Source organism: Aestuariivirga sp. (assembly GCF_047602625.1).
In the GTDB taxonomy this organism is placed as follows: Bacteria; Pseudomonadota; Alphaproteobacteria; order Rhizobiales; family Aestuariivirgaceae; genus Aestuariivirga.
The window spans coordinates 356,275-377,059 of sequence record NZ_JASGGV010000002.1; the positions used below are offsets into that span (position 1 = coordinate 356,275).

22 protein-coding genes are annotated in these 20,785 nt (G+C 61.8%); 13 read left to right on the top strand and 9 right to left on the bottom strand.

The genetic code is table 11. The annotated features are described in order from the left end of the window. Positions 1-115: 115 nt before the first annotated feature. Together dnaG and QM694_RS06550 are read right to left on the bottom strand one after the other, a co-directional pair. Complete coding sequence (dnaG, locus tag QM694_RS06545; RefSeq protein WP_415006145.1) at positions 116-2,062, bottom strand: DNA primase; 1,947 nt, start codon at positions 2,060-2,062, stop codon at positions 116-118. A gap of 69 nt (positions 2,063-2,131) precedes the next feature. Further along, positions 2,132-2,617 carry a GFA family protein gene (locus tag QM694_RS06550; protein ID WP_415008581.1) on the bottom strand — a complete coding sequence of 162 codons (486 nt, stop codon included), beginning with the start codon at positions 2,615-2,617 and terminating at the stop codon, positions 2,132-2,134. Between the two features lie 106 nt (positions 2,618-2,723). Between QM694_RS06550 and QM694_RS06555 the strand changes: the two genes are divergently transcribed. From QM694_RS06555 to QM694_RS06570, 4 genes are all read left to right on the top strand, one after another. Then, entirely contained in the window at positions 2,724-3,254 is a 531-nt protein-coding gene (locus QM694_RS06555; protein ID WP_415006146.1) for a GNAT family N-acetyltransferase, read from the top strand. 89 nt (positions 3,255-3,343) lie between these two features. Further along, positions 3,344-4,069, top strand: a complete 726-nt coding sequence (locus tag QM694_RS06560; protein ID WP_415006147.1) for a VPLPA-CTERM sorting domain-containing protein — start codon at positions 3,344-3,346, stop codon at positions 4,067-4,069. Between the two features lie 60 nt (positions 4,070-4,129). Continuing rightward, on the top strand, positions 4,130-5,020 hold the full coding sequence (locus QM694_RS06565) for a DMT family transporter (RefSeq protein WP_415006148.1): 891 nt from the start codon (positions 4,130-4,132) through the stop codon (positions 5,018-5,020). Positions 5,021-5,091: 71 nt separating this feature from the next. Beyond that, positions 5,092-5,490, top strand: coding sequence for a VOC family protein (locus QM694_RS06570; RefSeq protein WP_415006149.1), 399 nt, complete (start codon positions 5,092-5,094; stop codon positions 5,488-5,490). Here the strand turns inward: QM694_RS06570 and QM694_RS06575 are convergent. The 3 genes from QM694_RS06575 to QM694_RS06585 are packed head-to-tail and all read right to left on the bottom strand — an operon-like array spanning position 5,482 to position 7,435. Further along, on the bottom strand, positions 5,482-6,690 hold the full coding sequence (locus tag QM694_RS06575) for a class I SAM-dependent methyltransferase (RefSeq protein WP_415008582.1): 1,209 nt from the start codon (positions 6,688-6,690) through the stop codon (positions 5,482-5,484). The two genes, QM694_RS06570 and QM694_RS06575, sit on opposite strands and share 9 nt — an antisense overlap. Before the next feature lie 16 nt (positions 6,691-6,706). Continuing rightward, positions 6,707-7,162 (bottom strand): GatB/YqeY domain-containing protein, encoded by a 456-nt coding sequence (locus tag QM694_RS06580; protein ID WP_415008583.1) that lies wholly within the window; start codon positions 7,160-7,162, stop codon positions 6,707-6,709. Positions 7,163-7,204: 42 nt separating this feature from the next. Beyond that, positions 7,205-7,435, bottom strand: a complete 231-nt coding sequence (locus QM694_RS06585; RefSeq protein ID WP_415006150.1) for a hypothetical protein — start codon at positions 7,433-7,435, stop codon at positions 7,205-7,207. A 15-nt stretch (positions 7,436-7,450) separates the two neighbouring features. On the opposite strand from QM694_RS06585, the gene QM694_RS06590 reads away from it, so the two are divergent. The 4 genes from QM694_RS06590 (at position 7,451) to QM694_RS06605 (ending at position 11,740) form a co-directional block, all read left to right on the top strand. Further along, the gene (locus tag QM694_RS06590) at positions 7,451-8,032 is read left to right on the top strand and encodes a hypothetical protein (protein ID WP_415006151.1); all 582 of its coding nucleotides are present in this window, start codon (positions 7,451-7,453) and stop codon (positions 8,030-8,032) included. Positions 8,033-8,083: 51 nt separating this feature from the next. After that, positions 8,084-9,307: a glutamine-hydrolyzing carbamoyl-phosphate synthase small subunit gene (gene carA, locus QM694_RS06595; RefSeq protein WP_415006152.1), complete on the top strand. Its 1,224-nt coding sequence runs from the start codon at positions 8,084-8,086 to the stop codon at positions 9,305-9,307. A gap of 74 nt (positions 9,308-9,381) precedes the next feature. Further along, a complete protein-coding gene (locus QM694_RS06600) occupies positions 9,382-10,686 on the top strand; it encodes an esterase-like activity of phytase family protein (RefSeq protein ID WP_415006153.1) in 1,305 nt (434 codons plus the stop codon). A gap of 79 nt (positions 10,687-10,765) precedes the next feature. Next, the gene (locus tag QM694_RS06605) at positions 10,766-11,740 is read left to right on the top strand and encodes a CorA family divalent cation transporter (RefSeq protein ID WP_415006154.1); all 975 of its coding nucleotides are present in this window, start codon (positions 10,766-10,768) and stop codon (positions 11,738-11,740) included. 219 nt (positions 11,741-11,959) lie between these two features. Here the strand turns inward: QM694_RS06605 and QM694_RS06610 are convergent, their stop codons facing one another. The 3 genes from QM694_RS06610 to QM694_RS06620 are packed head-to-tail and all read right to left on the bottom strand — an operon-like array spanning position 11,960 to position 16,521. Beyond that, positions 11,960-13,711: a chloride channel protein gene (locus QM694_RS06610; RefSeq protein ID WP_415006155.1), complete on the bottom strand. Its 1,752-nt coding sequence runs from the start codon at positions 13,709-13,711 to the stop codon at positions 11,960-11,962. Positions 13,712-13,763: 52 nt separating this feature from the next. Next, positions 13,764-15,008 (bottom strand): M10 family metallopeptidase C-terminal domain-containing protein, encoded by a 1,245-nt coding sequence (locus QM694_RS06615; protein ID WP_415006156.1) that lies wholly within the window; start codon positions 15,006-15,008, stop codon positions 13,764-13,766. Positions 15,009-15,057: 49 nt separating this feature from the next. Continuing rightward, positions 15,058-16,521: a hypothetical protein gene (locus QM694_RS06620; protein ID WP_415006157.1), complete on the bottom strand. Its 1,464-nt coding sequence runs from the start codon at positions 16,519-16,521 to the stop codon at positions 15,058-15,060. Positions 16,522-16,693: 172 nt separating this feature from the next. On the opposite strand from QM694_RS06620, the gene alr reads away from it, so the two are divergent. Genes alr through QM694_RS06645 form a run of 5 tightly spaced genes read left to right on the top strand, consistent with a single transcriptional unit; the run spans position 16,694 to position 20,163 of the window. Then, positions 16,694-17,833 carry an alanine racemase gene (gene alr, locus QM694_RS06625; RefSeq protein ID WP_415006158.1) on the top strand — a complete coding sequence of 380 codons (1,140 nt, stop codon included), beginning with the start codon at positions 16,694-16,696 and terminating at the stop codon, positions 17,831-17,833. Between the two features lie 26 nt (positions 17,834-17,859). Then, positions 17,860-18,603, top strand: coding sequence for an MlaE family ABC transporter permease (locus QM694_RS06630; RefSeq protein WP_415006159.1), 744 nt, complete (start codon positions 17,860-17,862; stop codon positions 18,601-18,603). A gap of 4 nt (positions 18,604-18,607) precedes the next feature. Beyond that, a complete protein-coding gene (locus QM694_RS06635; protein WP_415006160.1) occupies positions 18,608-19,381 on the top strand; it encodes an ABC transporter ATP-binding protein in 774 nt (257 codons plus the stop codon). Further along, the gene (locus QM694_RS06640) at positions 19,378-19,797 is read left to right on the top strand and encodes a hypothetical protein (RefSeq protein ID WP_415006161.1); all 420 of its coding nucleotides are present in this window, start codon (positions 19,378-19,380) and stop codon (positions 19,795-19,797) included. Before QM694_RS06635 ends, QM694_RS06640 begins: the two co-directional genes overlap by 4 nt. Before the next feature lie 24 nt (positions 19,798-19,821). Beyond that, positions 19,822-20,163 (top strand): DUF6717 family protein, encoded by a 342-nt coding sequence (locus QM694_RS06645; protein WP_415008584.1) that lies wholly within the window; start codon positions 19,822-19,824, stop codon positions 20,161-20,163. Between the two features lie 43 nt (positions 20,164-20,206). Here the strand turns inward: QM694_RS06645 and QM694_RS06650 are convergent, their stop codons facing one another. Continuing rightward, complete coding sequence (locus QM694_RS06650) at positions 20,207-20,563, bottom strand: mannan-binding protein (protein WP_415006162.1); 357 nt, start codon at positions 20,561-20,563, stop codon at positions 20,207-20,209. Positions 20,564-20,785 lie beyond the last annotated feature (222 nt).

Consider the following 20,785-nt stretch of genomic DNA (forward strand, 5'->3'; position numbering starts at 1 on the left):
GGATCCTTGGGTTCTGCGGGCGAAAGTGATTCGCCCGCACGGTCTACAGTGATTCGCGGGCGAAACTAGGTAAAACGGCGTTAATTGCCGCTTAACCCATCGCGTCCGCAGGCGCTCAGGCGATGCCGCTGCCCTGCCGGTTTGATGCCTGGCCGAAGCCTTCAATCAGGGCTTCCGATCCCGCATGCGACGACAATTGCGCGCGCACCGCGTTGAGGGCGGTGAAATTCTCCTCCGTCGGTTCGGCAGCGAAGGCGGCTTCCGCCGCCCGCAGCTCCCGCTCGAGGGTCACGGTTTTATGGTGGAGGGCGATCATCTGACGAAGGCCGGTGCGGGCGTCATTTTGCGCAGCCCCGCTCCCCAGAAACCATTCGTTCAGCCGTCTCGCCTGGGTTTCCAGCCGGTTCAGAACCGGCCCCAAACCCTGAAGGTCCAGATGGTGCCGGAGGGCAGGCCCGTCAAGGTCCACCCCCAAAGCGGCGCTATCTATGATGCGGGCCCTGAGCGAGTCAAGCTCGCGCGATTCGATTTCGAGATGGGCGATCTCGTCCAGAAACTCGTGAATCAGGCCGGGATGATTGACGAGCGACAGCATGATCATCCGCGCCCGCCGCTCGATGCCCTGCCGCGCAATGTTGCCGGAGGCCAGCGCCTTGAGCTGTGGGGATGGCGGGGCGGGAATATCCCAGGGGCGGATATTGGGCGAATAGCGTCCCGCATATTGGGTTTTGGCGCGGGGCGGCTTACGGCCGGGTGCGCGCCAGCCGCTGCTTCCGCTACTTCCCCACAACGCCTTCAGCCGCTCCGCCACATCAACCTGATAATGCTTTTTCACAGCATCATCGCCGATGGTATTGATAAAATTCCGCAAATCGCGCTCGAACTGGGCCTTGCGCTCGGGCGTCGATCGGTCATTTCCGGCCAGCGCCCGCTGCCACAGCACCTCTGACAGTGGCTGCGCGGCTGTAACCACGGCTTTAACCGCTTCCGGCCCTTCGGCCTTCAGCAGATCGTCCGGGTCCTGGCCTTCGGGCAATAGGGCGAATTTGAGGGAATGGCCGGGCTTGAGAAGCGGCAAAGCCAAGTCCAGAGCCCGGTAGGCGGCTTTGAGGCCCGCACTGTCGCCATCGAAACAGAGGACAGGTTCGGGCGCGGCCCGCCACAGAAGCGCCAGCTGGTCTTCGGTGAGCGCGGTTCCGAGCGGCGCCACCGCATGGGCCAGCCCCGCCCGGTGCATGGCGATGACATCGACATAGCCTTCAACCGCGATGATGGCGCCCAGATCATGCGCGGGCCCCCGCGCCTTATCCAGATTGTAGAGCACATGGCCCTTGTGGAAGAGCGGCGTTTCCGGCGAGTTCAGGTATTTGGCCGGAACGTCCTTCGACAGCGCCCGGCCGCCGAAGGCGATGACGCGGCCCCTCGGATCACGGATCGGGAACATCACGCGGTCGCGGAAGCGGTCATAGGCGACCGGATTGTCTTCGCCCTTGATGACGAGGCCCGCCTCGATCATCTCCTCCAGCTTGATATTGGCCGAGGCCAGTTCCTGTCGGAGCGCGCTCCTGTCATCGGGCGCATAGCCCAAGCGGAATTCCTTCTGGATGGCGGGGGAAAGCTGCCGGTCAGCCAGATAGCCGCGTGCCTTTGCGCCTCTCGCTGACTGCAGCTCACGCTCGAAGAATTTCGCGGCGATTTCCATGATGTCATAGAGGCTTGCGCGTTGTTCCTCGCGCTTTTGATCAGCCTCGGAGACCCGCGGCATGGGGAGGCCCGCTTCCTGCGCCATACGCTCCACAGCCTCGGGGAAGCTCAGTCCCTCCTTCTCGACTAGGAAGGTGAAGATGTCGCCCGAGACCTTGCAGCCGAAACAGTGATAGCGGCCTTTGCGGTCCTCGACATGGAAGGACGGCGACTTCTCGCCATGGAAGGGGCAGCAGGCCCAGTAATCGCCCTTGCCCACATTGGTCTTGCGCCGGTCCCACGCCACCCGCCGCCCGACCACCGAGGAAATCGGTACGCGGGCGCGGATATCGTCCAGGAATGAGGGCGGGAAGCGCATGGCACCATCTAGGCCGCTTTTCGGCGATATCCAAACAGCTCATTGAACCTTGCATTACTCCAAGTTCAATCAGGGAGCGCAGCTGGTTTGCGTGTAGTCCGGCCCCACAAAAACCGGCAGGCCATCGGCGAGCTTGAGCCAGGGAAGCTTTTCCTCGATCGCGACGTGCATCGTCGGTATGCATTGTTCCGGATCATCCATTGCTGACGCAAAGAAATGCATGACATTGGACATTTTTAGTGAACGGAATGAAATCGGCGAACCACACTCGGCGCAGAAGCTGCGCTCAACACCCGGAGAGGACTTGAAGATTTTTGGCCGCCTTCCCGTCCATTTCCACTGGCTATCCAGTACGCCGATATAAGTTGTCATCGGCGCAGAGCATTGCCTCCTGCAGCTCTCGCAATGGCACGTCACGCAAGACTGGAACTGGCCTTCTATTTTGAACGTGACGGCACCACACAAACAATGGCCGCGCATTGGAAATCTCCCTGCAAAAGCATTATTCTGATCGCGACTGCCAGTCGGGAAGCCGCCAAATGCGCACTGATACATTCTCGGCGCGACATGAATAGCCGTCACAGTTCTGTTTCCCAGAAGCGACAAGCGGTGTCAGGCCATTGGAAAAACCTATGCCGGGAACTCTGTTCTGGAGACTTTCATGGAGCAAGCAAACAATTTGGGATTGCGTGCGCTAAACTCCGCAGACGCTCCAGCCTATCGCGCCTTCCGCCTCAAAATGCTGGCGCTCTACCCCGCCGCCTTCACGACCACCCTCGCCGAGGCCGGGGCGCGGGATGTGGCGTGGTACCGGGACCGTATTGCTGACAAGGCCCGGCCGGACGATTTCATTCTGGGAGCGTTTGATAAAGCGGCGCTCTGCGGCATGGCGGGGCTTGAGCGTTTCACCCGCGCAAGCGACCGTCACAAGGCCACCTTGTTTGGCATGGCAGTTGACCCGGACTATCAGCAGCGGGGTGTGGGTGAAGCCCTCGTGCGCGGCCTCATCGCCGAAGCGCGGAAGATCGATGGCCTGCTGCAAATCCATCTTGAGGTGACCGAAGGCAACAGGCGCGCCGAAGACCTCTATCTCCGCTGCGGGTTCATACCCTATGGCACGGAGCCCCGCGCCGTGATCCACCAGAGGCTGGAATTCGATAAAACCCACATGGTGCTGATGCTGGACGCCTGAAAGCAAGGGTTGCTCTTGACACGTCCTGCAATTTCAAATTTATTAAAAATTCGTTAAAATCTGCAACTGTTGATCGAGGAGGACGGCCCGTGACTTCTCCCAAGTTGTTTGCGCTTTCAACATCTCTTGCATTGTTTCTTGGCGCGGCCTCCGCGCAAGCTGAAACCTGGAACGCATTCGACGATTTCTCAATCGCCACCAACCCGAACGGGGCCTGGTCCTATGGCGAAGGAACGGCCGGCAGCACCTTCACACCTTTCGTGAACAAGGTCACCACATCGCAGGTGATCTACTGGCAGACGACAAACCCCAGCCTGGGCGCGCCCGCCGTCATCAAGAACACAACAGGGTCCAGCTTTGCCTATCCCACCGTGGTGTTTCCGAATGACGTGCTGGACATTCACCCCGGCCCCAACAGTGACGTGATCGTGCAATTTACAGCCCCCACGGCTGGCACCTACAGCTACTCCGGCCTGTTTGAAGTGCTGGATTATGTTCAATCAAACGGCGTGATCGGCCTGATCTATAAAAACGGCACCCAGCTGTTTTCCCAGGAGTTTGGCGGAACAACCGCAAACGCAACAACGCTGACCGCCGGAAGCATGATCACGTTCATGGGTTCGGTGCTTTTGGCGGCGGGTGACAAGCTGAGTTTCGCCGTCAACAATGACGGCAATTATTTGTATGACTCGACAGGCTTCCAGGTGGTCATTTCCGATGTCTCGCCCGTGCCCCTGCCCGGTGCGCTGCCCCTGATGGCGGCGGGCCTTGGCAGTCTCGCCCTGTTGCGCCGCCGGAAACGCAAGGCCGCCTGACGCCCCGCCATGCGGGAAATGCACTGGTTGCGATGAGCTTCACCCCATAGAGGGGTGGGCATGTCTTCCTCTTCAAAGCCGCTTTGGCTCATCGCAGCGCCCGTCATTTTCCTTCTCCTGTGGTCTGGTGGATTCTCGGTGGCGAAGCTGGGCATCCGCCATGCCGATCCGTGGAGCTTTCTGGCGCTCCGCTATGCGCTGGTGCTGGTGCTGATGGCGCCCTTCGTGCTGGCGCTGCGCCCGGAATGGCCGAAGCGGCCGATGGCCTATGTGCATCTCGCCATCGTCGGCGTTCTCATCCAGACGATCTATTTCGGCCTCTGCTACGTGGCCTTCAAGCTGGGCGTCTCGGCGGGCGCGGTGGCGATCATCGTCTGCCTGCAGCCCATTCTCGTTGGCCTGATCGCTCCCCATTTCGCAGGTGAGCGCGTGGGCGTGATGCGCTGGATCGGGCTGGCGCTGGGGCTGGCGGGGGCCGCCACGGTGATCCTCGCGCAATCCGAAGTGAAGGCCGAGAACCATTGGGGCCTGATTGCTGCCGTGGGCGGGCTGATCGGCATCACCGCCGGGACGCTGTGGGAAAAGCGCTTCGGCAGCAAGACACATCCGGTGCCCGCCAGCATGGTGCAATATGCGGCGGGGCTTCTCACCACGCTCCCCTTTGCACTGGCGCTGGAACCGTTCACGTTCGAGTGGAACCTGCCCTTCGTGGGCGCGCTTGCCTATCTGGTGATCGGCAATTCCATTATCGCCATGTCGCTGCTGATCGCCATGATCCGTGCGGGAGAGGTGAGCCGCGTGTCATCGCTGTTCTATCTGGTGCCGCCCATTTCGGCGCTGATCGCCTGGCCGCTGCTGGGCGAGGCCATGCCACCCTTGGGCTGGCTGGGTTTCGCGCTGGCGGCGATTGGCGTGGCGATTGCCAGCCGGACACCGAAGCCTGCGCAATGATCTGTTCCTGACATCATGCTGTCAGTGGGAGCTTGTTATGGAATTTCATCGCAAAGCAGGAAACTACGCCGATGAAATTCGCCTCCACCCGCCTGATCGCCGCCGACATCAAATCCATGGCGAGCTTTTACGAAACGGTGACCGGCCAGACCGCCGACTGGCTGGCTCCGGTGTTTGCCGAAATCGTGACGCCATCAGCCACCCTCGCTTTTGGCAGCACGGACACTGTTGCCATGTTCAAGGAAGGCTGCGCCGAGGCGGGCCACAACCGCACCGCCATTCTGGAATTCATGGTGGCGGACGTCGATGCGGAATTCGCGCGGCTGAAGGACAAGGTTACGATCGTGCACGAGCCGAAGACCATGCCGTGGGGCAATCGCACCGCGCAGTTCCGCGATCCGGAAGGCACCGCTGTGTCGTTGTTCACGCCCGTGACAGAGGCGGCCAAACAGCGGTTTGGTTCACGATAGGCGCTGCTCACTCTCCCACATGTAAATCCGCTCCAGCGGCAGCGCATCGACTTTGCGGGTGAGCTGGATCTGGAAGTTCATGTGCTTGCCGTAGCTGAAGCTCAGCTCGCTGGCGATCAGGTAAAACTCCCACATGCGGCAGAAGCGTTCATCGAGACGGCTTGCGATCTTCGCGCGGTTGGCCTGGAAGCGGCGCTCCCATTCACGCAGCGTTTTAGCATAGTGGAGTCTCAGGATTTCGATATCCGTCACCCACAGGCCCGCGCGCTCGATGGATGAGAGCGTCTCGGACAGCGCGGGGGAATAGCCGCCGGGGAAAATATATTTGCGGAACCATGCCCCGGTGACGCCCGGCCCACCCTTGCGGCCGATCGAATGCAGCAGCGCCACGCCGTCCTCCGTCAGGAGATCGCGCACCTTGCCGAAGAAAGCATCGAAATGATTGATGCCCACATGCTCGAACATGCCGACTGACACGATGCGATCAAACGGCCCCTTCACATCGCGGTAATCTCTGAGTTCAAAACGGACGCGGTCGGAAAGGCCGCGCTCCGCCGCGCGCTGAGTGGCCAGCGCATGCTGCTCGACCGACAGCGTGACGCCGGTGACATCAACTTGCGCGGCTTCTGCCAGATAGATCGCCATGCTGCCCCAGCCCGAGCCGATATCCAGCACGCGCTGGCCGGACTTGAGATCAAGCTTCGCCGCGATGTGGCGCAGCTTGTTCCGCTGCGCGGTTTCCAGCGTGTCATCCGGCGAGCGGTAATAGGCGCAGGAATAATTGAGGCCGTCATCGAGGAACAATTTATAGAGATCGTTCGAGAGATCGTAGTGATGCGCGACATTGCTGCGCGAGCGTGCCGCCACATTGCGCTGGAACAGCCCGCGCATTTTCTTTAGGCTGCCCCGCAGCACCCGCTGCGAGGGCTGGCCGCGCAGCCGCGTGCGGTTCACCGCATAAAGGGTGAGCAGATCGCGGATGGTGCCCTCTTCGAGCACCAGCGTGCCATCCATATAGGCTTCGCCAGCGCGAAGCTCGGGGTTGAACACCAGCGCGCGATGCAGCGCTTTGTCCTTCAGCCGCACCGTGGCGCGGGGGCCGGGCGTTCCGCCATACTCATGCGCCTGGCCATCGGCGTCGATGACGCGCAGCGTGCCCGTCTTGATGACGGAGCGCATGGCGCGGTCGAGCAGCAGCATGGCCATGGCAGCGCGGTTACCCCAGCAGCGCCTTCACCACCGCGCCCGCCTTGGCGAAATCCATCTGGCCCGCGTATTTGGCCTTGAGCTCGGCCATGACCTTGCCCATGTCCTTCACGCTTGCGGCGCCAACGCTCTTGATGGCCTCGGCCACGGCGGCCTTCGCTTCGTCATCCGTCATCTGCTTCGGCATGAAGGACTGGATGACGGCGATCTCCTCGCGCTCCTGCTGCGCGAGTTCCGGCCGCCCGCCCTGCTCGTAGACGGCAATCGATTCCTGGCGCTGCTTCACCATCTTGGCAAACAGTTCGACGAGCCCTGTATCCGGCGTCAGGGCCGAGTCATGACCATCCGTGCGGCTGTTGATGTCCTTGTCCTTGATGGCCGCGTTCATCAGGCGGATGGTGGAGAGGCGGCGCTTGTCGCCGCTCTTCATGGCGTCCTTCATGGCTTCGGTCAGGCTGGCGCGCAGGCTCACTGTATTTCACCCAGAGTTGCAAGAGTTCAGGCGTTCCTACACTCTGGAAATTGTGTTTGAAAGAGGCAAAACCGAGCAAGCCTTTCCCCGGGAATCCCAATGTGGCCATTCGCTAAAAAACCCCTTCTCGATGCCGAAACCGCGGATTGGCACATTGAGAATTTTCGCTGGCTGATTGGGGAATTCGGCGAACGCACGGCATTTTTTCAGCGCCAGCTCATTTTGCCAACGCCGGACAGTTTTCAGACCGGCGGCCTGAAAGGCCATGAGTTGGCCGTCCATGTGTTCGAGCAGGTCAAGGAGAAAGCAGGCCTCGCCGGATGGCCCGCGACAATTGCCGCGCACGACAATGACTTTGGTGACTATGAGGGCACCAATCTCATCCGTCCCGTTTTCGAATCCGGGGCAGCCGGCACATTTTCGGTCGATGAGACGAAAACCGTCATCATCACCTATTCAGCCAAGTTGCTGAAGGACCCGCATGGGCTGGTTGCGACTTTTGCGCACGAATTGTCTCACTACCTGCTGTTTTCGTCCAAGAGCAAATGGCCCGTTCCGCAGGAGGAGATGGAATTCCTGACCGATCTGACCGCAGTTTTTCTGGGGTTTGGAATCTTCCTGTGCAATACGCGCTTTCGCTATCAGCAGTTCTCGGACGGGATATCCGCCGGGTGGAGCTGGAACCGCCAGGGCTATCTGCCCGAGTCCGATCTGTTGTTTGCGTCGGCCTGTTTTCTGAAGGCCCGGCAATTGGGATCAGGAGAAGCGGAAAAATATCTGAAATCAGGGCTCATCAAGGATTTCAGGAGAGCCATCGATCAGGCAGCAGAGGCCGCGTTCCAGCACCAGCGTCCCGAGCCTTGACGGAACAGACCTGCTCCCCTAACTCACCTCAAATTCCCGGAGAGTCGTGAGATGAAAAGCCCGAAAAAGCCTGCCAAGGCCAAAGCGCCCGCGCGCGCGCCCGTCTTTGGAGACTGGGACACGCCGCGCATCACCGGCCTTCTGGTGCTGGCCGATGGCACGGTGATCGAAGGCCATGGCTTCGGCGCCGAGGGTGAAGCGGTGGCGGAGGTGTGCTTCAACACCGCCATGACGGGCTATCAGGAGGTGCTGACCGATCCCTCCTATGCCGGGCAGATCGTCACCTTCACCTTCCCGCACATCGGCAATGTTGGCACCAATGACGATGACATCGAGACCACGAACCTCGCGGCTTCGGCGGGCGTGGTGGGCTGCATCGTCAAGGCGCCGATCACCGATCCCGCCAACTACCGCTCACACCGGCATTTCGACAAATGGCTGAAGGCGCGCGGCATCATCGGGCTGTCAGGCATCGACACCCGCGCCCTGACCGTGCTGATCCGCGAGAAGGGCATGCCCAATGGCGTGATCGCCCATAATCCCAAAGGCAAGTTCGACATCCCGAAGCTGCAGAAACTCGCCGCGGACTGGCACGGCCTCGTCGGGCTGGACCTTGCCAAGGACGTATCGCTCACCCAGCGCATGGAGTGGGACGAGAAACTGTGGGACTGGAAGGACGGTTACACCACTGCCGAAGGCGGCACCTTCAAGGTGGTGGCCGTCGACTATGGTTTGAAGCGCAACATTCTGCGCTGCCTCACCAGTGCGGGCTGCGACGTGACGGTGGTGCCGGCCACTACGGCGGCTGAAGATATTCTGGCGATGAATCCTGATGGCGTGTTTCTCTCCAATGGTCCCGGCGACCCGGCGGCCACAGGAGAATATGCGGTGCCCGAGATCAGGAAGATCGTCAACTCGGGCAAGCCGGTGTTTGGCATTTGCCTCGGCCACCAGATGCTGGCCATCGCTTTGGGCGCGCAAACCCACAAGATGCATCAGGGCCACCATGGCGCCAACCATCCGGTGAAGGACTTCACGACCGGCAAGGTGGAGATCACCTCGATGAACCACGGCTTCGCGGTGGACCGCGCCAGCCTGCCGCCCGGCGTTGTGGAAACGCATGTCTCGCTGTTCGACGGCTCCAACGCCGGCATCGCGCTCGAAGGCCGCCCGGTGTTCTCGGTGCAGTATCACCCCGAAGCCTCCCCCGGCCCGCAGGACAGCCATTATCTGTTCAAGCGCTTCGTCGAGCAGATGCAGAACCTGAAGGGCTAGCAGGCGGGCCGTCACACAACTGCAATGGCGGGGCCATAACCGCTCACTCCTTCTGAAAGAAAGAGGAGTGTTTCATGCGCCGCATCATGCTGCCGTTCGCCTTTGCACTGATGGCCTCTGCCGCCTTTGCCGATCCTGTGGTGACCGTCACCAAGATCGGCGTGCCCGATCTTCCGCTGGGCACAGCGGCCTATCCCGGCGGCAAGACGCTGACCCTCAATCTCGGCATCGGCTCGGGTGCATGGCGCGATCCGAAAGACCCGCCGGGCGTGATCTGGACCATCACCGACCGTGGCCCCAACATCGATTGCTCGGAGATTGAGGATGTTGCGGGCGTGACGCTCGACAAGGCCTGCGGCGGCGACAAGACAGCCAAGAATTTCCCCCTGCCCGATTTCACGCCCACCATCACCAAGCTGGAAATCGGCGCTGATAACAAGGCCAGGGTTCTGGAAACCCTGCCGCTCAAAGGCAAGTCCGGAAAGCCGGTCACGGGCCTGCCCTTCTCCTCCGGCGCGCTGGCGCTGGAAGCCGCTTATGATGCGAACGGCAAGCCGATCGCCGGCAATCCCTCGGGCCTCGACACCGAAACGCTGGCCCGCCTGCCCGATGGCAGCTTCATCGCCGGCGAGGAATATGGCTCCTCTCTGGTGGAGATCGCCGCCGATGGCACAGTGACGAAGCGCATCGTGCCGGTGGGCCTCGAAGGCGAATTGAAGGATGCGGATTATCAGGTCACGCCGGGCCTGCCCGCCATCATCGCCAAGCGTATGCTGAACCGCGGCATCGAAAACGTGGCGCTCTCGCCCGACGCAGCCTACCTGTACGTGCTGATGCAGAGCCCGCTCGCCAACCCCGACATCGATGCTTACAAGAAGAGCGCCAACACCAGGCTATGGAAGATCGAGCGCGCCACCGGCAAGGTGCTGGGCGAGTATCTTTATGAGGAAGACAAGCCCGACACCTTCCGCACCGACAACAAGAAGGAAGCGCAGAAGCAGAACGCCGTGCGCATGAGCGAGATGGTGGCCGTCGGCCCCGATCGCCTGCTGGTCCTGGAACGCATCAGCAAGAGCACGAAGTTCTATCTCGTGGATTTGCAGTCCGGCACGCCGGTTGATGCCGTTTACGACGACAAGACCACCTCGCCCTCCTTCGAGCAGACGAGCCTCGCCGATCTCGAAGCAAAAGGCCTCAAGCCGTTGGCCAAGACCCTGGTGCTCGATTCGGATGACACCGAGGGCCTGCCCAAGAAGATTGAAGGCGTGGCCGTTCTCTCGCCAACCGAAATGATCGTGCTGGCCGATTCCGATTTCGGCATTGAAGGCGACACCACCGAAATCCGCCGTATCACGTTTTCGGAACCGGTCCTGAAATAAGACACGCCGCGCGGGTTCGTCACGCGACTGTCATGCGATAGTCATAACCGGCTCGCGGATGTCTGTTCGGGAGCCGTTTGTGCAGGACTTGCGCGCCATGGATGTGCCGGGGTTTCTCTGCGCCTTTCTGTTTGAAAACGGCGCAGAGCCCCGCGCTCTGGCGGAACGCGAGGTGCTGGGAGCGCAAACCGGGTCTGGATGGCTCTGGCTGCATCTCAATCTGACCGACCGGCGCAATGCCCGCTGGCTGGAGACGAAGCTGGGCCTGCCGGGGGGCGTAACTCAGGCCTTCGCCGATCCGCCCACGCGGCAATTCCTGGGCCATATGGGCGGCTATCTACTGGGGCATATGGGTGATCTCCGTCAGGATTTCGATGCCGACTCGACCGAGTTCGCATGGCTTCACGTGCTGATGGGGCCACGCGTGCTGGTGACGGGCCGCACGGCGGCAGTGCAGTCCGCTGAGCGGCTGCGGCGCGATCTCGCGCGTGGGCTGGCATTTGCCGAACCGGCGCAGCTTCTCTCCGCCCTCCTCGCCAACACGCCGGACACGCTCGACGGCGTGCTGCACCGGCTGATGGATGAACTGGAACTGATCGAGGATCACATTCTCGATGACCGTCATCGCGATGAGCGGCGGCGGCTGATGCTGGTGCGCCGCGAAACGGCGCAGCTTCACCGCCACATGCGGGCGCTGCGCCGTGCGCTTTCCAATGGCGAGCGGGCGCTGGAGAGTTTTCCGGCGGGGCTTCCCGCCGTCACCACCCGGCTCTCGCAACTGGACCAGGATTTCGATGCGCTGGAGCAGCGGGCGCGCTTCTTCCATGACGAGATCGACGCCAAGCTTGCCGCTGAAACCAACCGGCAGCTCTATATCCTGTCGATCCTCACCGCCGCCTTCCTGCCGCCCGCCCTCGTGGCCGGAATCTTCGGCATGAATGTGAAGGATCTTCCGTGGTCGGAGGAATCACACGGATTCTGGGTGGTGCTGGGGCTCTGTCTGCTCTCCTCCGGCATCGTGTGGCTGCTGCTCTGGGCGCTGAATAGAAGATAGCGGCGAACGAGACCGCACGCGCGCTACGGCAGCGGATGACGTCGCAGGAGGCCAGCTATGGGTGCAATTCCGGCTGCTTCCAAAAGGCCAGTTTCATTTCCGCCGCCTGGTTCCGGCCGGCCCATTCTTCATCGATTTCGCGGAGAAAACTCACAAATTGGCCATCGGGCTGAAACGCCGATGTGGATATCAACTTGGGCGGCATAAGAGGGGGAGAAGTCAAGCCGCCTTCCGCCGCTCCAGTTCCTGCGCGTAGCGTTTGAGGACGTAGGATTCCGTCACCACGCCCATCACTTGCGGGTCGCTCTCCGAGCGCACGACGATCACCGACTCGCGGCCCAGTTTTTCCAGCCAGTGCAGCGCGTCGTCGAGGGATTGCGCGAGGGTGAGGAATTCATCCTTCTGCTTGGCGAAGCCTTCGGCGGGAGCGCTCATGTCCTTGGCGCTGAAGGCGATCTCCGACGGGTCGCACAGCCCGCGATAGCGGCCCGCTGCATCGGTCAGCACCACGCGCTTGGTGGAGCCCGGCGGGTGAAGAGCCAGAAGTTCCGCGCAGGTGATGGTATCGGGTGCCTTGTGCACATCGGGGCGCATGATTTCCTTCATCTGGATAGTGCGCGCCCAGGCAATGTCCTCGGCACTCCGCGCCGGCGAACCCCGCACATGCAACCGCCAGATCGAGAAGGAGTAACCGAACAGCGCCCTGACAACGAGGGTGGCGGCGATGACCGCCAGCAGCGCATCGGGAATGATGCCCACCTGCCCCGTCATCTCGGCGGCGAGAATGGCCATGGCAAGCGGCGTTCCCACCACCGCCGCTCCAAAAGCCGCCATGGCGATCACCATCATCATCGCCAGCGCCTCGGGCTGCATGAAGCCCGCCCCGGTGACGAGAAGGCCCGCCGCTCCGCCCGCCAATGCGCCGAGATAAAGCGAGGCCGAAAACAGGCCGCCCCTGAATCCGCAGCCGATGGAAATCACGCAGGCGGCGATCTTGAGCAGCAGCAGCCCTGCCAGCACGGAGGCCGTCTGTGGCTCCGCGAAGATGACGTCGATGGCGCCGTGCCCCGCCCCCAGCACATGCGAGGAGATGAGCGCCATGCCCGCCATGGCAGCGCCGCCCAAGGTGGTGGCCACGAAACGCGGCAGGCGGGTGAGCTGGATCAGATGTTCGAGCCAGGTGACGCCGCGCATCAGCCCGATGGCGAGGAGCCCGCAGGCGATGCCGATGCCGATGCTCCAGGCCCCGGCGGGCGCGGCATTGGCCCCAACGAGCCCGCTGTTGATGATGATGTGATAGCCATGGCCCGCCGAAAAGGCGGCGGCATATTTTCCGCAGATGGCGGCCAGCGCCACCGGGGCCAGCACCAGCGGCGAATAGGCGGCGAGCACCAGTTCGAATCCATAGGCCAGCCCCGCCACGGGCGCATCGAATGCCCCGGCAATTGCCCCTGCCGCGCCACAGGCGACGAGCAGCCGCATATCCTCGCGCGGGCGCTTCAGGACGCGGCCCAGCCATGAGCCGACGGCGGAGCCCAACTGCGTGAAGCCGCCTTCGAGCCCCACCGATGCGCCGACGCCATTGGAGGCAATCGCCTGCCCCGCCACGAAGAGCGAGCCGCGGAATGTCATCCGCCCGCCATAGAGCGCATTGGCCTCGATGGGGTCAGCAATGTCGAGTTTCACATAGAGACGCCAGATGCGGTTACTCAAGCCCACCAGAAAGCCGCCAGCGACGAGGCAAATCGCCACCATCCCGAGATCGGGCACGAAATCGCCGCTGAGGCGCTCGGTGAAGGGCACGCCGAAAAACCACCAGTGCAAGGCCATGGCGGCAAGGCCCATGTAAGATGCAATAAGGCCACCTGCCGCACCCGTCAGGCAGGCGAGGATAAGACCCAGCAGGCGGCTTTCGGTGATGAAGCGCCGCAGCAGACGGGCTGCGGCTCCTTGTGTGAACCAGCGCGGCATGCCCCGCAAATCAGGGAATGCCGCTCTCTTTGTCAAACGATTCCGGGCGGCGCTACAAAATGAAATCGGTGGCGGCGAGCGCGCCGATGCCATTAAGCGTGATCTGGAAATCCGCCGCGAGGTTGCCGTTGATGTTGCCTTCGAGGATGTGGGTTCCGGCGATGAAGTGGATTTGCCCCGCCGCCGTGAAGGCTCCGGTGACGAAGGTGAAGGCCTGATTGCCGGCCAGCGACACGTTGGCATCGATGAGGCTAAGGTCAATCACGTCGGTACCGCGCTGGAAGTCCAGAATGATGTCGCCCGTCGTGCCGATGCCCGCTTCGCCGATGTTGCCATAGACGAAGGTATCGGCATCGGCGCCGCCCGCCAGGCGGTCCCTGCCCGCTCCGCCGCGCAGAATGTCCTCGCCCAGCGATCCGCGCAGAAAATCATTGCCCACGCCGCCCAGCAGTGTGTCATCGGAAATGCCGCCGGTGAGCGCGTCATTGCCGGCGCCGCCATCGATGGTGCCGATCACCGTGCCGCCCTTGCCATCGAAACTGTCATTGCCGCCCGCGAGAACGACATTGCCGATGATCTCGCCGCGGTTCACCACCGTCTCGATGCCGATGTCGCCGCTGATCGCGATGCCGGGCGACACGATATGGCCGGTCACGCCATTGGTGACCGAGGCCCTGTCAGCGGCATGGAGCGTGATCAGTTCGACGGCGGCATAGGATGAACTGCCTGAATTGTGCGAGATGGTGCCGGTGTTGGTGATGGTGATGCCAGTGCCCTGCGCAGAGACGCCGCTGCCGCTCAGCGATGAACCTGCAATCGATCCACTGTTGGACAGCGTGAAACTGTTGGCCTGGACATAAATCCCGTAGTTGATTCCGAGGATCGATCCGCTGTTGGTAACGCTGCAGCCATCATAATACGCCATGATCCCGTTGTTGGCGCTGATGGCGCCGGCATTGTTGATCATGGCGTAACCGCTGAACACGCCGATGCCGCCTGCATAGCCGCCGGAGCCGGTGACGCTGCCGCCCGCCAGAATGTTGACCACATTGTATCCGGGGTTTTCCGCCTCGGAATCGGTGGGGCCGAGCCGGATGCCATATTCACCGCTGAACGGATTGCCGGAGCCCGACACCGCGCCGGCGATGGTGATGAAATTCTGTCCATTGGCGACGATCGCCGGGTTCTCGGTTGAAATGAGCGTGCCCTGCGGGCCCAGATAGAGGCTGTCGTCCTTCGCCAGCGGATAAATTGTGCCGGTGGTGATGAGGCTGCCGTTATATGCATAGCTGGTCATATGCCGTCTCTTGCCTTTCCCTTGTCTTGGCGTTGATCGGTGGCGCGGCTTACAGGATGAAATCCGTGGCCGTCAGTGTACTGACGGAGTTGACGGTGATCTGAAAATCCGCCGCGAGATTGCCGTTGATGTTGCCTTCGAGGATGTGGGTTCCGGCAATGAAGTGGATTTGCCCCGCCGCCGTGAACGCGCCCGTCACGAAGGTGAAGGCCTGGTTTCCGGCAAGCGTGGCGTCGGCGTCGATCAGGCTCAGGTCGATGATGTCCGTGCCGCGCTGGAAATCCAGGATGATGTCGCCGGCTGTGCCCTTGCCGGCTTCGCCGATGGTGCCGTACACGAACGTGTCGGCGTCAGCACCGCCGGCCAGCCGGTCCTTGCCGAGGCCGCCGCGCAATGTGTCTTCGCCGAGCATGCCGCGCAGAAAGTCATTGCCCACGCCGCCGAGCAGCACGTCATCGGAGATGCCGCCGGTGAGCGTGTCATTGCCGTCGCCGCCGTCGATGGTGCCGATGACCGTGCCGCCGCGCCCGTCGAAAACATCGTTGCCCGCATTGAGTGCGACATTGCCGTGGATCGCGCCGGTGTTGGTGACCGTCTCGAGTCCGGCATTGCCGAAGATGGCGACGGTTGCGCCGCTGACGGTGCCGGAATTGAAAAACGTCACCGTGCCCGACGAGGAATCCTCCGAGAACACGACACCCGTGCCGTGCGCGGAGGTGATTTCGCCGGAATTCCGCGCGATGCCGCCGTCAAAACCGGCCAGCACCAGGCCTTCGGCTTCGCCGCGGATGGTCCCGCTGTTGATGACGAAACCGTCGTGACCTGCCGCATAGACGCCGCGCGCCGTGCCGCCATCGATGAGGCCGCCATTTCGCAGTGAAAAATTCGCGCCCTGCTCCCATATGGCCGCCAGCGTTCCGGCGGAGGCAGACACCGTGCCCTCGTTTTCGACGCGGACATTGACGCCTGACGCGAAGATCGCGCGCTCGTTATAGGATGAGATGAGGCCCGTGTTGAGAATGCTGTCGCCATCCCCATAAAGGCCCACGGCAATGCTGGCGCGCGACGTGATGCTGCCGCCGTTGATGATCTGAGAGTTGATGCCGTCGGAGAACGTGACGGTTCCAAGCTCCGCCGTGATGGTGCCGGTGTTCTGAAGCAGATTGCCATCGCCGAACATCCTGACGCCATTGGCCTCCGACACAATCATGCCTGCATTGTTCAGCATCGAGCCGCCGGTCATCACATTGTTCAAATCCCGGCCGATAAAAAGATCCGTGCCCAGCCCGTGGCCATAGAAAACGCCGGACTGGCTGATGTTGACGGTGTTGGCCCCGCCCATCCACAGGTAAAGAACCTCCACATATCCGGCGATCGACACCGTCTGCCCGGTGCCGCTGGTGCCATCAATCGATGCCGATGGTGCGACGATGCTGCCGCTTGGCGTGACGGCGAGGAAATCATTGGTGGCCAGTGTAACGCCGGTGGTGGTGGCGGTGGAAATGACGGGCATGGACGTGCTCCTGAATTGGAAGGGCATGCACGATGGCGGCGCGGAAATTTCACCGCGCCGTGGGACGCCCCCGTCCATCCCGACTATAGGCAGATTTTTCCGGGCCTGTCTCGCCCGGATTACAAATCCTTCATCTTGATCCCGCCCCCTTCTGCCGTTACTCAACCCGGCCATGACACGGGTTCCGGAACATCTCGCAGGCGCCATCCTCACCATCGACCTTGAGGCGCTGAAATCTAATTGGAAACTGCTGGCGGAGAAGGCCAGGCCCGCCGAAACGGGCGCTGCGGTGAAGGGCAATGCCTATGGGCTGGGCATCGCACCCGTGGCGCGCACGCTGTGGGATGCGGGCTGCCGCAGCTTCTTCGTGGCGCGGCCTATTGAAGGCGAGGAATTGCGCGCCATTCTCCCTGAAGCTGTCATCTATGTGCTGGACGGGCTGTTCCCCGGCCAGGCGGAATTCTACGCCATCCATGATTTGCGGCCGGCGCTGATCTCCATTGAAGAGGCGCAGGAATGGGCGGCCTTCGGCAGGGTGTATGGCCGCAAGCTGCCCTGCGCGCTGCATGTGGACACCGGCATCAACCGGCTGGGCTTCTCGCTCGCCGATCTCGAGACGCTGCTCTCCGACAATTTCACCATGGAAGGGCTGAACGTCACCCTTCTGATGAGCCATCTCGCCTGCGCCGATGAGCCACGCCATCCGCTGAATGAAAGGCAGCGCGAGGCTTTCGCGCAAGCCCGCGCGTTGCTGCCGGGCATCCCCGCAAGCCTCGCCAATTCGGCCGGGATTTTTTTAGGCGAAGACTTCACGCACGACCTCGTGCGGCCGGGCATTGCGCTCTACGGCGGCAATCCCCTGCCCGGCTCGGAAAATCCCATGAAGCCCGTCGCGCATCTCGAAGGCGCCGTCATGCAGGTGCGCCATGTGAAGCAGGGCGAGCCCGTGGGCTATGGCGCGACATGGGACGCGCCGCGCCCGAGCCGCATCGCCATTTTGGGAGCGGGCTACAAGGACGGCGTGCCGCGCGCGCTGAGTTCCCGCAGCGTGAATGGCCCGGCGCAGGTGTTCATTGGCGGCAAACGCTGCCCAGTGATCGGCCGCATCTCCATGGACATGATGGCCATCGACATCACCGATCTCACGCCGCATTCCGTGGTGCGCGGCACGCGCGCCGAACTGATCGGCCCCAATATTGCCATCGATGACGTGGCTTCATGGGCGGGCACCATTTCCTATGAGTTGCTCACCCGTCTCGGCAGCCGCTATGCAAGGCTCTACGCCGGGATCGAATCGGAACAGCAGGTTTGAACATTTTTGCACATATCGGACGCGCCGTGATCGCCCTCTGCGCCGAGGTGGGCCGCGTGGCGATGTTCCTGCGCGACGGTCTTTCGCAAGGCCTGGCGCCGAAATTCTATCCCCGCCAGATCGGCGAACAGATGCTGAAGATCGGCTATTTCTCGCTGCCGGTCGTGGGCCTCACCGCCTTCTTCACCGGCGGCGCGCTGGCGCTGCAGATTTACTTGGGATCCTCGCGCTTCAACGCCGAAAGCCTCGTGGCCTCGATCGTGGCGCTGGGCATCACCCGCGAACTGGGGCCGGTGCTGGCGGGGCTGATGGTGGCGGGCCGCGTGGGCGCATCGATTGCCGCCGAGCTTGGCACCATGCGCGTGACGGAACAGATCGACGCGCTGGTGACGCTGGCAACCAATCCCTTCAAATATCTCGTCGGCCCGCGCATCATCGCCGCCGTCGTCACGCTGCCTATTCTCGTCGGCATCGCCGATGTGATCGGCATCATGGGCGGCTATATCGTGGGCACGCGCTCATTGGGCTTCAATGGCGCGGCCTATATCCGCAACACCGCCGACTTCCTTGTGATGACCGACATCACCTCGGGCCTCATCAAATCAGCGGTGTTCGGCTTCATCATCGCCGTGATGGGCTGTTATCACGGCTTCAACTCAAAAGGCGGCGCGCAAGGCGTGGGCCGCGCCACCACCAACGCGGTCGTCTCCTCCGCCATCCTCATCCTCGCGGCGAATTTCGCCTTGACCTCGCTGCTGTTCAAGAATTGATCCGATGGCGGACGATCACATCATCCTGAAAGACGTGCACAAGGCCTTTGGCCCCAAGAAAGTGCTGAACGGCCTGAGCCTTTCGGTGCCCAAGGGCCAGTCCATGGTGGTGATCGGCGGCTCCGGCACCGGCAAATCGGTGATGCTGAAATGCATCCTCGGCATTTTGCACCCCGAGAGCGGATCGATCACCGTGGGCGGCGAAAATGCGCTTGGCCTCGAAGGCCCGGCGCGCGACGCCTATCTGCAGCGCTTCGGCATGCTGTTCCAGGGCGCCGCCCTGTTTGATTCTCTCAGCGTCTGGGAGAATGTCGCCTTCGGCCTCACGCAAGGGCGCGGCATGGCGAGGGCCAAAGCGCGCGGCATCGCCATCGAGAAGCTGGGCCAGGTGGGGCTGGGCGAGGATGTGGCGAAGCTCTATCCGGCCGAACTTTCAGGCGGCATGCAGAAGCGCGTGGGCCTTGCCCGCGCCATCGCCGCCGATCCCGAAATCATCTTCTTCGACGAGCCGACCACCGGCCTTGATCCCATCATGGCCGATGTCATCAACAACCTGATCGTCGATTGCGTGAAGCGGCTGGGCGCCACCACCATCTCGATCACCCATGACATGGCCTCGGCCCGCAAGATCGCCGACCGCATCGCAATGATCTACAAGGGCCAGATCATCTGGGAAGGCGCTGCGAAGGATATCGACGAAAGCGGCAATGCTTATGTCGAGCAGTTCATCCACGGCAGCGCCGAAGGCCCGATCCAGATGGACGTGCTGAAGCCATGACCGCGCCTCGGCGCGTGGCGTTCGGTCCAAACGGCGATGGTTTCATACTCGCCCTGCTATTCGACGAGAGCCTTTCAAGTCATCGCGAATTCCGCGTGGAATTGCGCCACACGGACCTGTCCTTTACAGCGTCAACCGCCGACGGCCGCAATGCATTGAAGCATTTTTCAGCGGAACTATCTGCTGTCAGTCAGACGCTCTCCGGCCGCGCGTCTCTTGAAACGGAAGATTTTTCGCTCAATATTTTGGCACAGCCGCTTGGGCATCTGAGGTTTGAAGGCGAGCTGCGCGCCTATCAATTCGCTCAGTATCCGACAGGTTGCATGGCCGTCCGGTTTCAACAAATGTTCGATCCCATCACGATTGCCGACAGCATTGTTCAGTTGCAAGACGTGATCGGTTTGCTGAAGCCATAGATGGGAGCGTGCAACGTGAACGCCATGTTCGTTATTCACCCCTATTTTGATCACGGCGACTGGGTGTTCGATGACGAAGCAGCCGGATTGAAGCGAGAACCTTTCGTCTTCGGTATGCCTGAAATGATTAATAACTTCGTGAGCGGCATCCCGGGCGCCCGCGATGGTTTCAAGCTCTATTTTTCCGCCAAGCCATTTCCCGGCTACACGGCAGAACTTGAATGGGTGCGCGAAGAATATGAGGGGAATTGGTATCGCTGGCCGGAGCTGAACGCCGAAGGCTGGCTGTGCCCGGCGCTTTTCAAGTATTTTCCATCGGCACCGCCAAGGATCTATTGCCGGGCGGAAGCCAACCCGCAGTCCTGACGAAGACCTTAGAGGTCCCCTAGCGAGTTCTGAAAGCTATTCCCTATCTGCATTCACATTTCGGGTGGGTCCAGCACATGGGGGTGCCGCTGGTGTCCTGCCCGCCGCTGCAATAGGCCTGCTTGCCGCCCGTGCAGGAGGCGCTGCAACCTTCGCAAGCCTGTGTCGCGGGCGCGGAACAGGATGTTACCGCACCCCCGCCCGCGGCAGGCTGGCTTCCATTGCCTGAAAAACCGCCGGCCGATTTCTTGCACGTGCAAACCGACATCGATCCTTGCACCGTTGTGTGCCAGTTGCCGTTCCAGACACGGTTGTTCCTGGCGCAGACCTGCGGGCATTTGCTGTTGGCGTCGGCGTTGTTCCAGATGGGGCCAGCATTGAAGTCCTTGGCAATCGCCATGCCTGACAGGCCCATCGATGAGGCGCATGCAATGAGACTGACAAGGAGAAATGCCCGCAAAGAATGCCAGAGTGAATGCATGTTGTCCCCCAAAAGCAAGACGGTATGCCCGGCAATTTTTCCAGTTTCCGCTTTTTACCGATTACCTCGGGGTTTCACAATATGGAGCGCCGTTGACACAGGAAAATAATTTGCTAGATCGGCCAAAGAGCGTTGAACAAG

Coding starts and splice junctions, on each gene's coding strand:
- QM694_RS06600 (WP_415006153.1), top strand. CDS start 9,382: ATGCGCCGCATCATGCTGCCGTTCGCCTTTGCACTGATGGCCTCTGCC.
- QM694_RS06570 (WP_415006149.1), top strand. CDS start 5,092: ATGAAATTCGCCTCCACCCGCCTGATCGCCGCCGACATCAAATCCATG.
- QM694_RS06620 (WP_415006157.1), bottom strand. CDS start 16,521: ATGCCCGTCATTTCCACCGCCACCACCACCGGCGTTACACTGGCCACC.
- dnaG (WP_415006145.1), bottom strand. CDS start 2,062: ATGCGCTTCCCGCCCTCATTCCTGGACGATATCCGCGCCCGCGTACCG.
- QM694_RS06565 (WP_415006148.1), top strand. CDS start 4,130: ATGTCTTCCTCTTCAAAGCCGCTTTGGCTCATCGCAGCGCCCGTCATT.
- QM694_RS06650 (WP_415006162.1), bottom strand. CDS start 20,563: ATGGCGATTGCCAAGGACTTCAATGCTGGCCCCATCTGGAACAACGCC.
- carA (WP_415006152.1), top strand. CDS start 8,084: ATGAAAAGCCCGAAAAAGCCTGCCAAGGCCAAAGCGCCCGCGCGCGCG.
- alr (WP_415006158.1), top strand. CDS start 16,694: ATGACACGGGTTCCGGAACATCTCGCAGGCGCCATCCTCACCATCGAC.
- QM694_RS06575 (WP_415008582.1), bottom strand. CDS start 6,690: ATGCTGCTGCTCGACCGCGCCATGCGCTCCGTCATCAAGACGGGCACG.
- QM694_RS06610 (WP_415006155.1), bottom strand. CDS start 13,711: ATGCCGCGCTGGTTCACACAAGGAGCCGCAGCCCGTCTGCTGCGGCGC.
- QM694_RS06645 (WP_415008584.1), top strand. CDS start 19,822: ATGTTCGTTATTCACCCCTATTTTGATCACGGCGACTGGGTGTTCGAT.
- QM694_RS06640 (WP_415006161.1), top strand. CDS start 19,378: ATGACCGCGCCTCGGCGCGTGGCGTTCGGTCCAAACGGCGATGGTTTC.
- QM694_RS06585 (WP_415006150.1), bottom strand. CDS start 7,435: ATGGCCTTTCAGGCCGCCGGTCTGAAAACTGTCCGGCGTTGGCAAAAT.
- QM694_RS06550 (WP_415008581.1), bottom strand. CDS start 2,617: ATGTATCAGTGCGCATTTGGCGGCTTCCCGACTGGCAGTCGCGATCAG.
- QM694_RS06635 (WP_415006160.1), top strand. CDS start 18,608: ATGGCGGACGATCACATCATCCTGAAAGACGTGCACAAGGCCTTTGGC.
- QM694_RS06615 (WP_415006156.1), bottom strand. CDS start 15,008: ATGACCAGCTATGCATATAACGGCAGCCTCATCACCACCGGCACAATT.
- QM694_RS06555 (WP_415006146.1), top strand. CDS start 2,724: ATGGAGCAAGCAAACAATTTGGGATTGCGTGCGCTAAACTCCGCAGAC.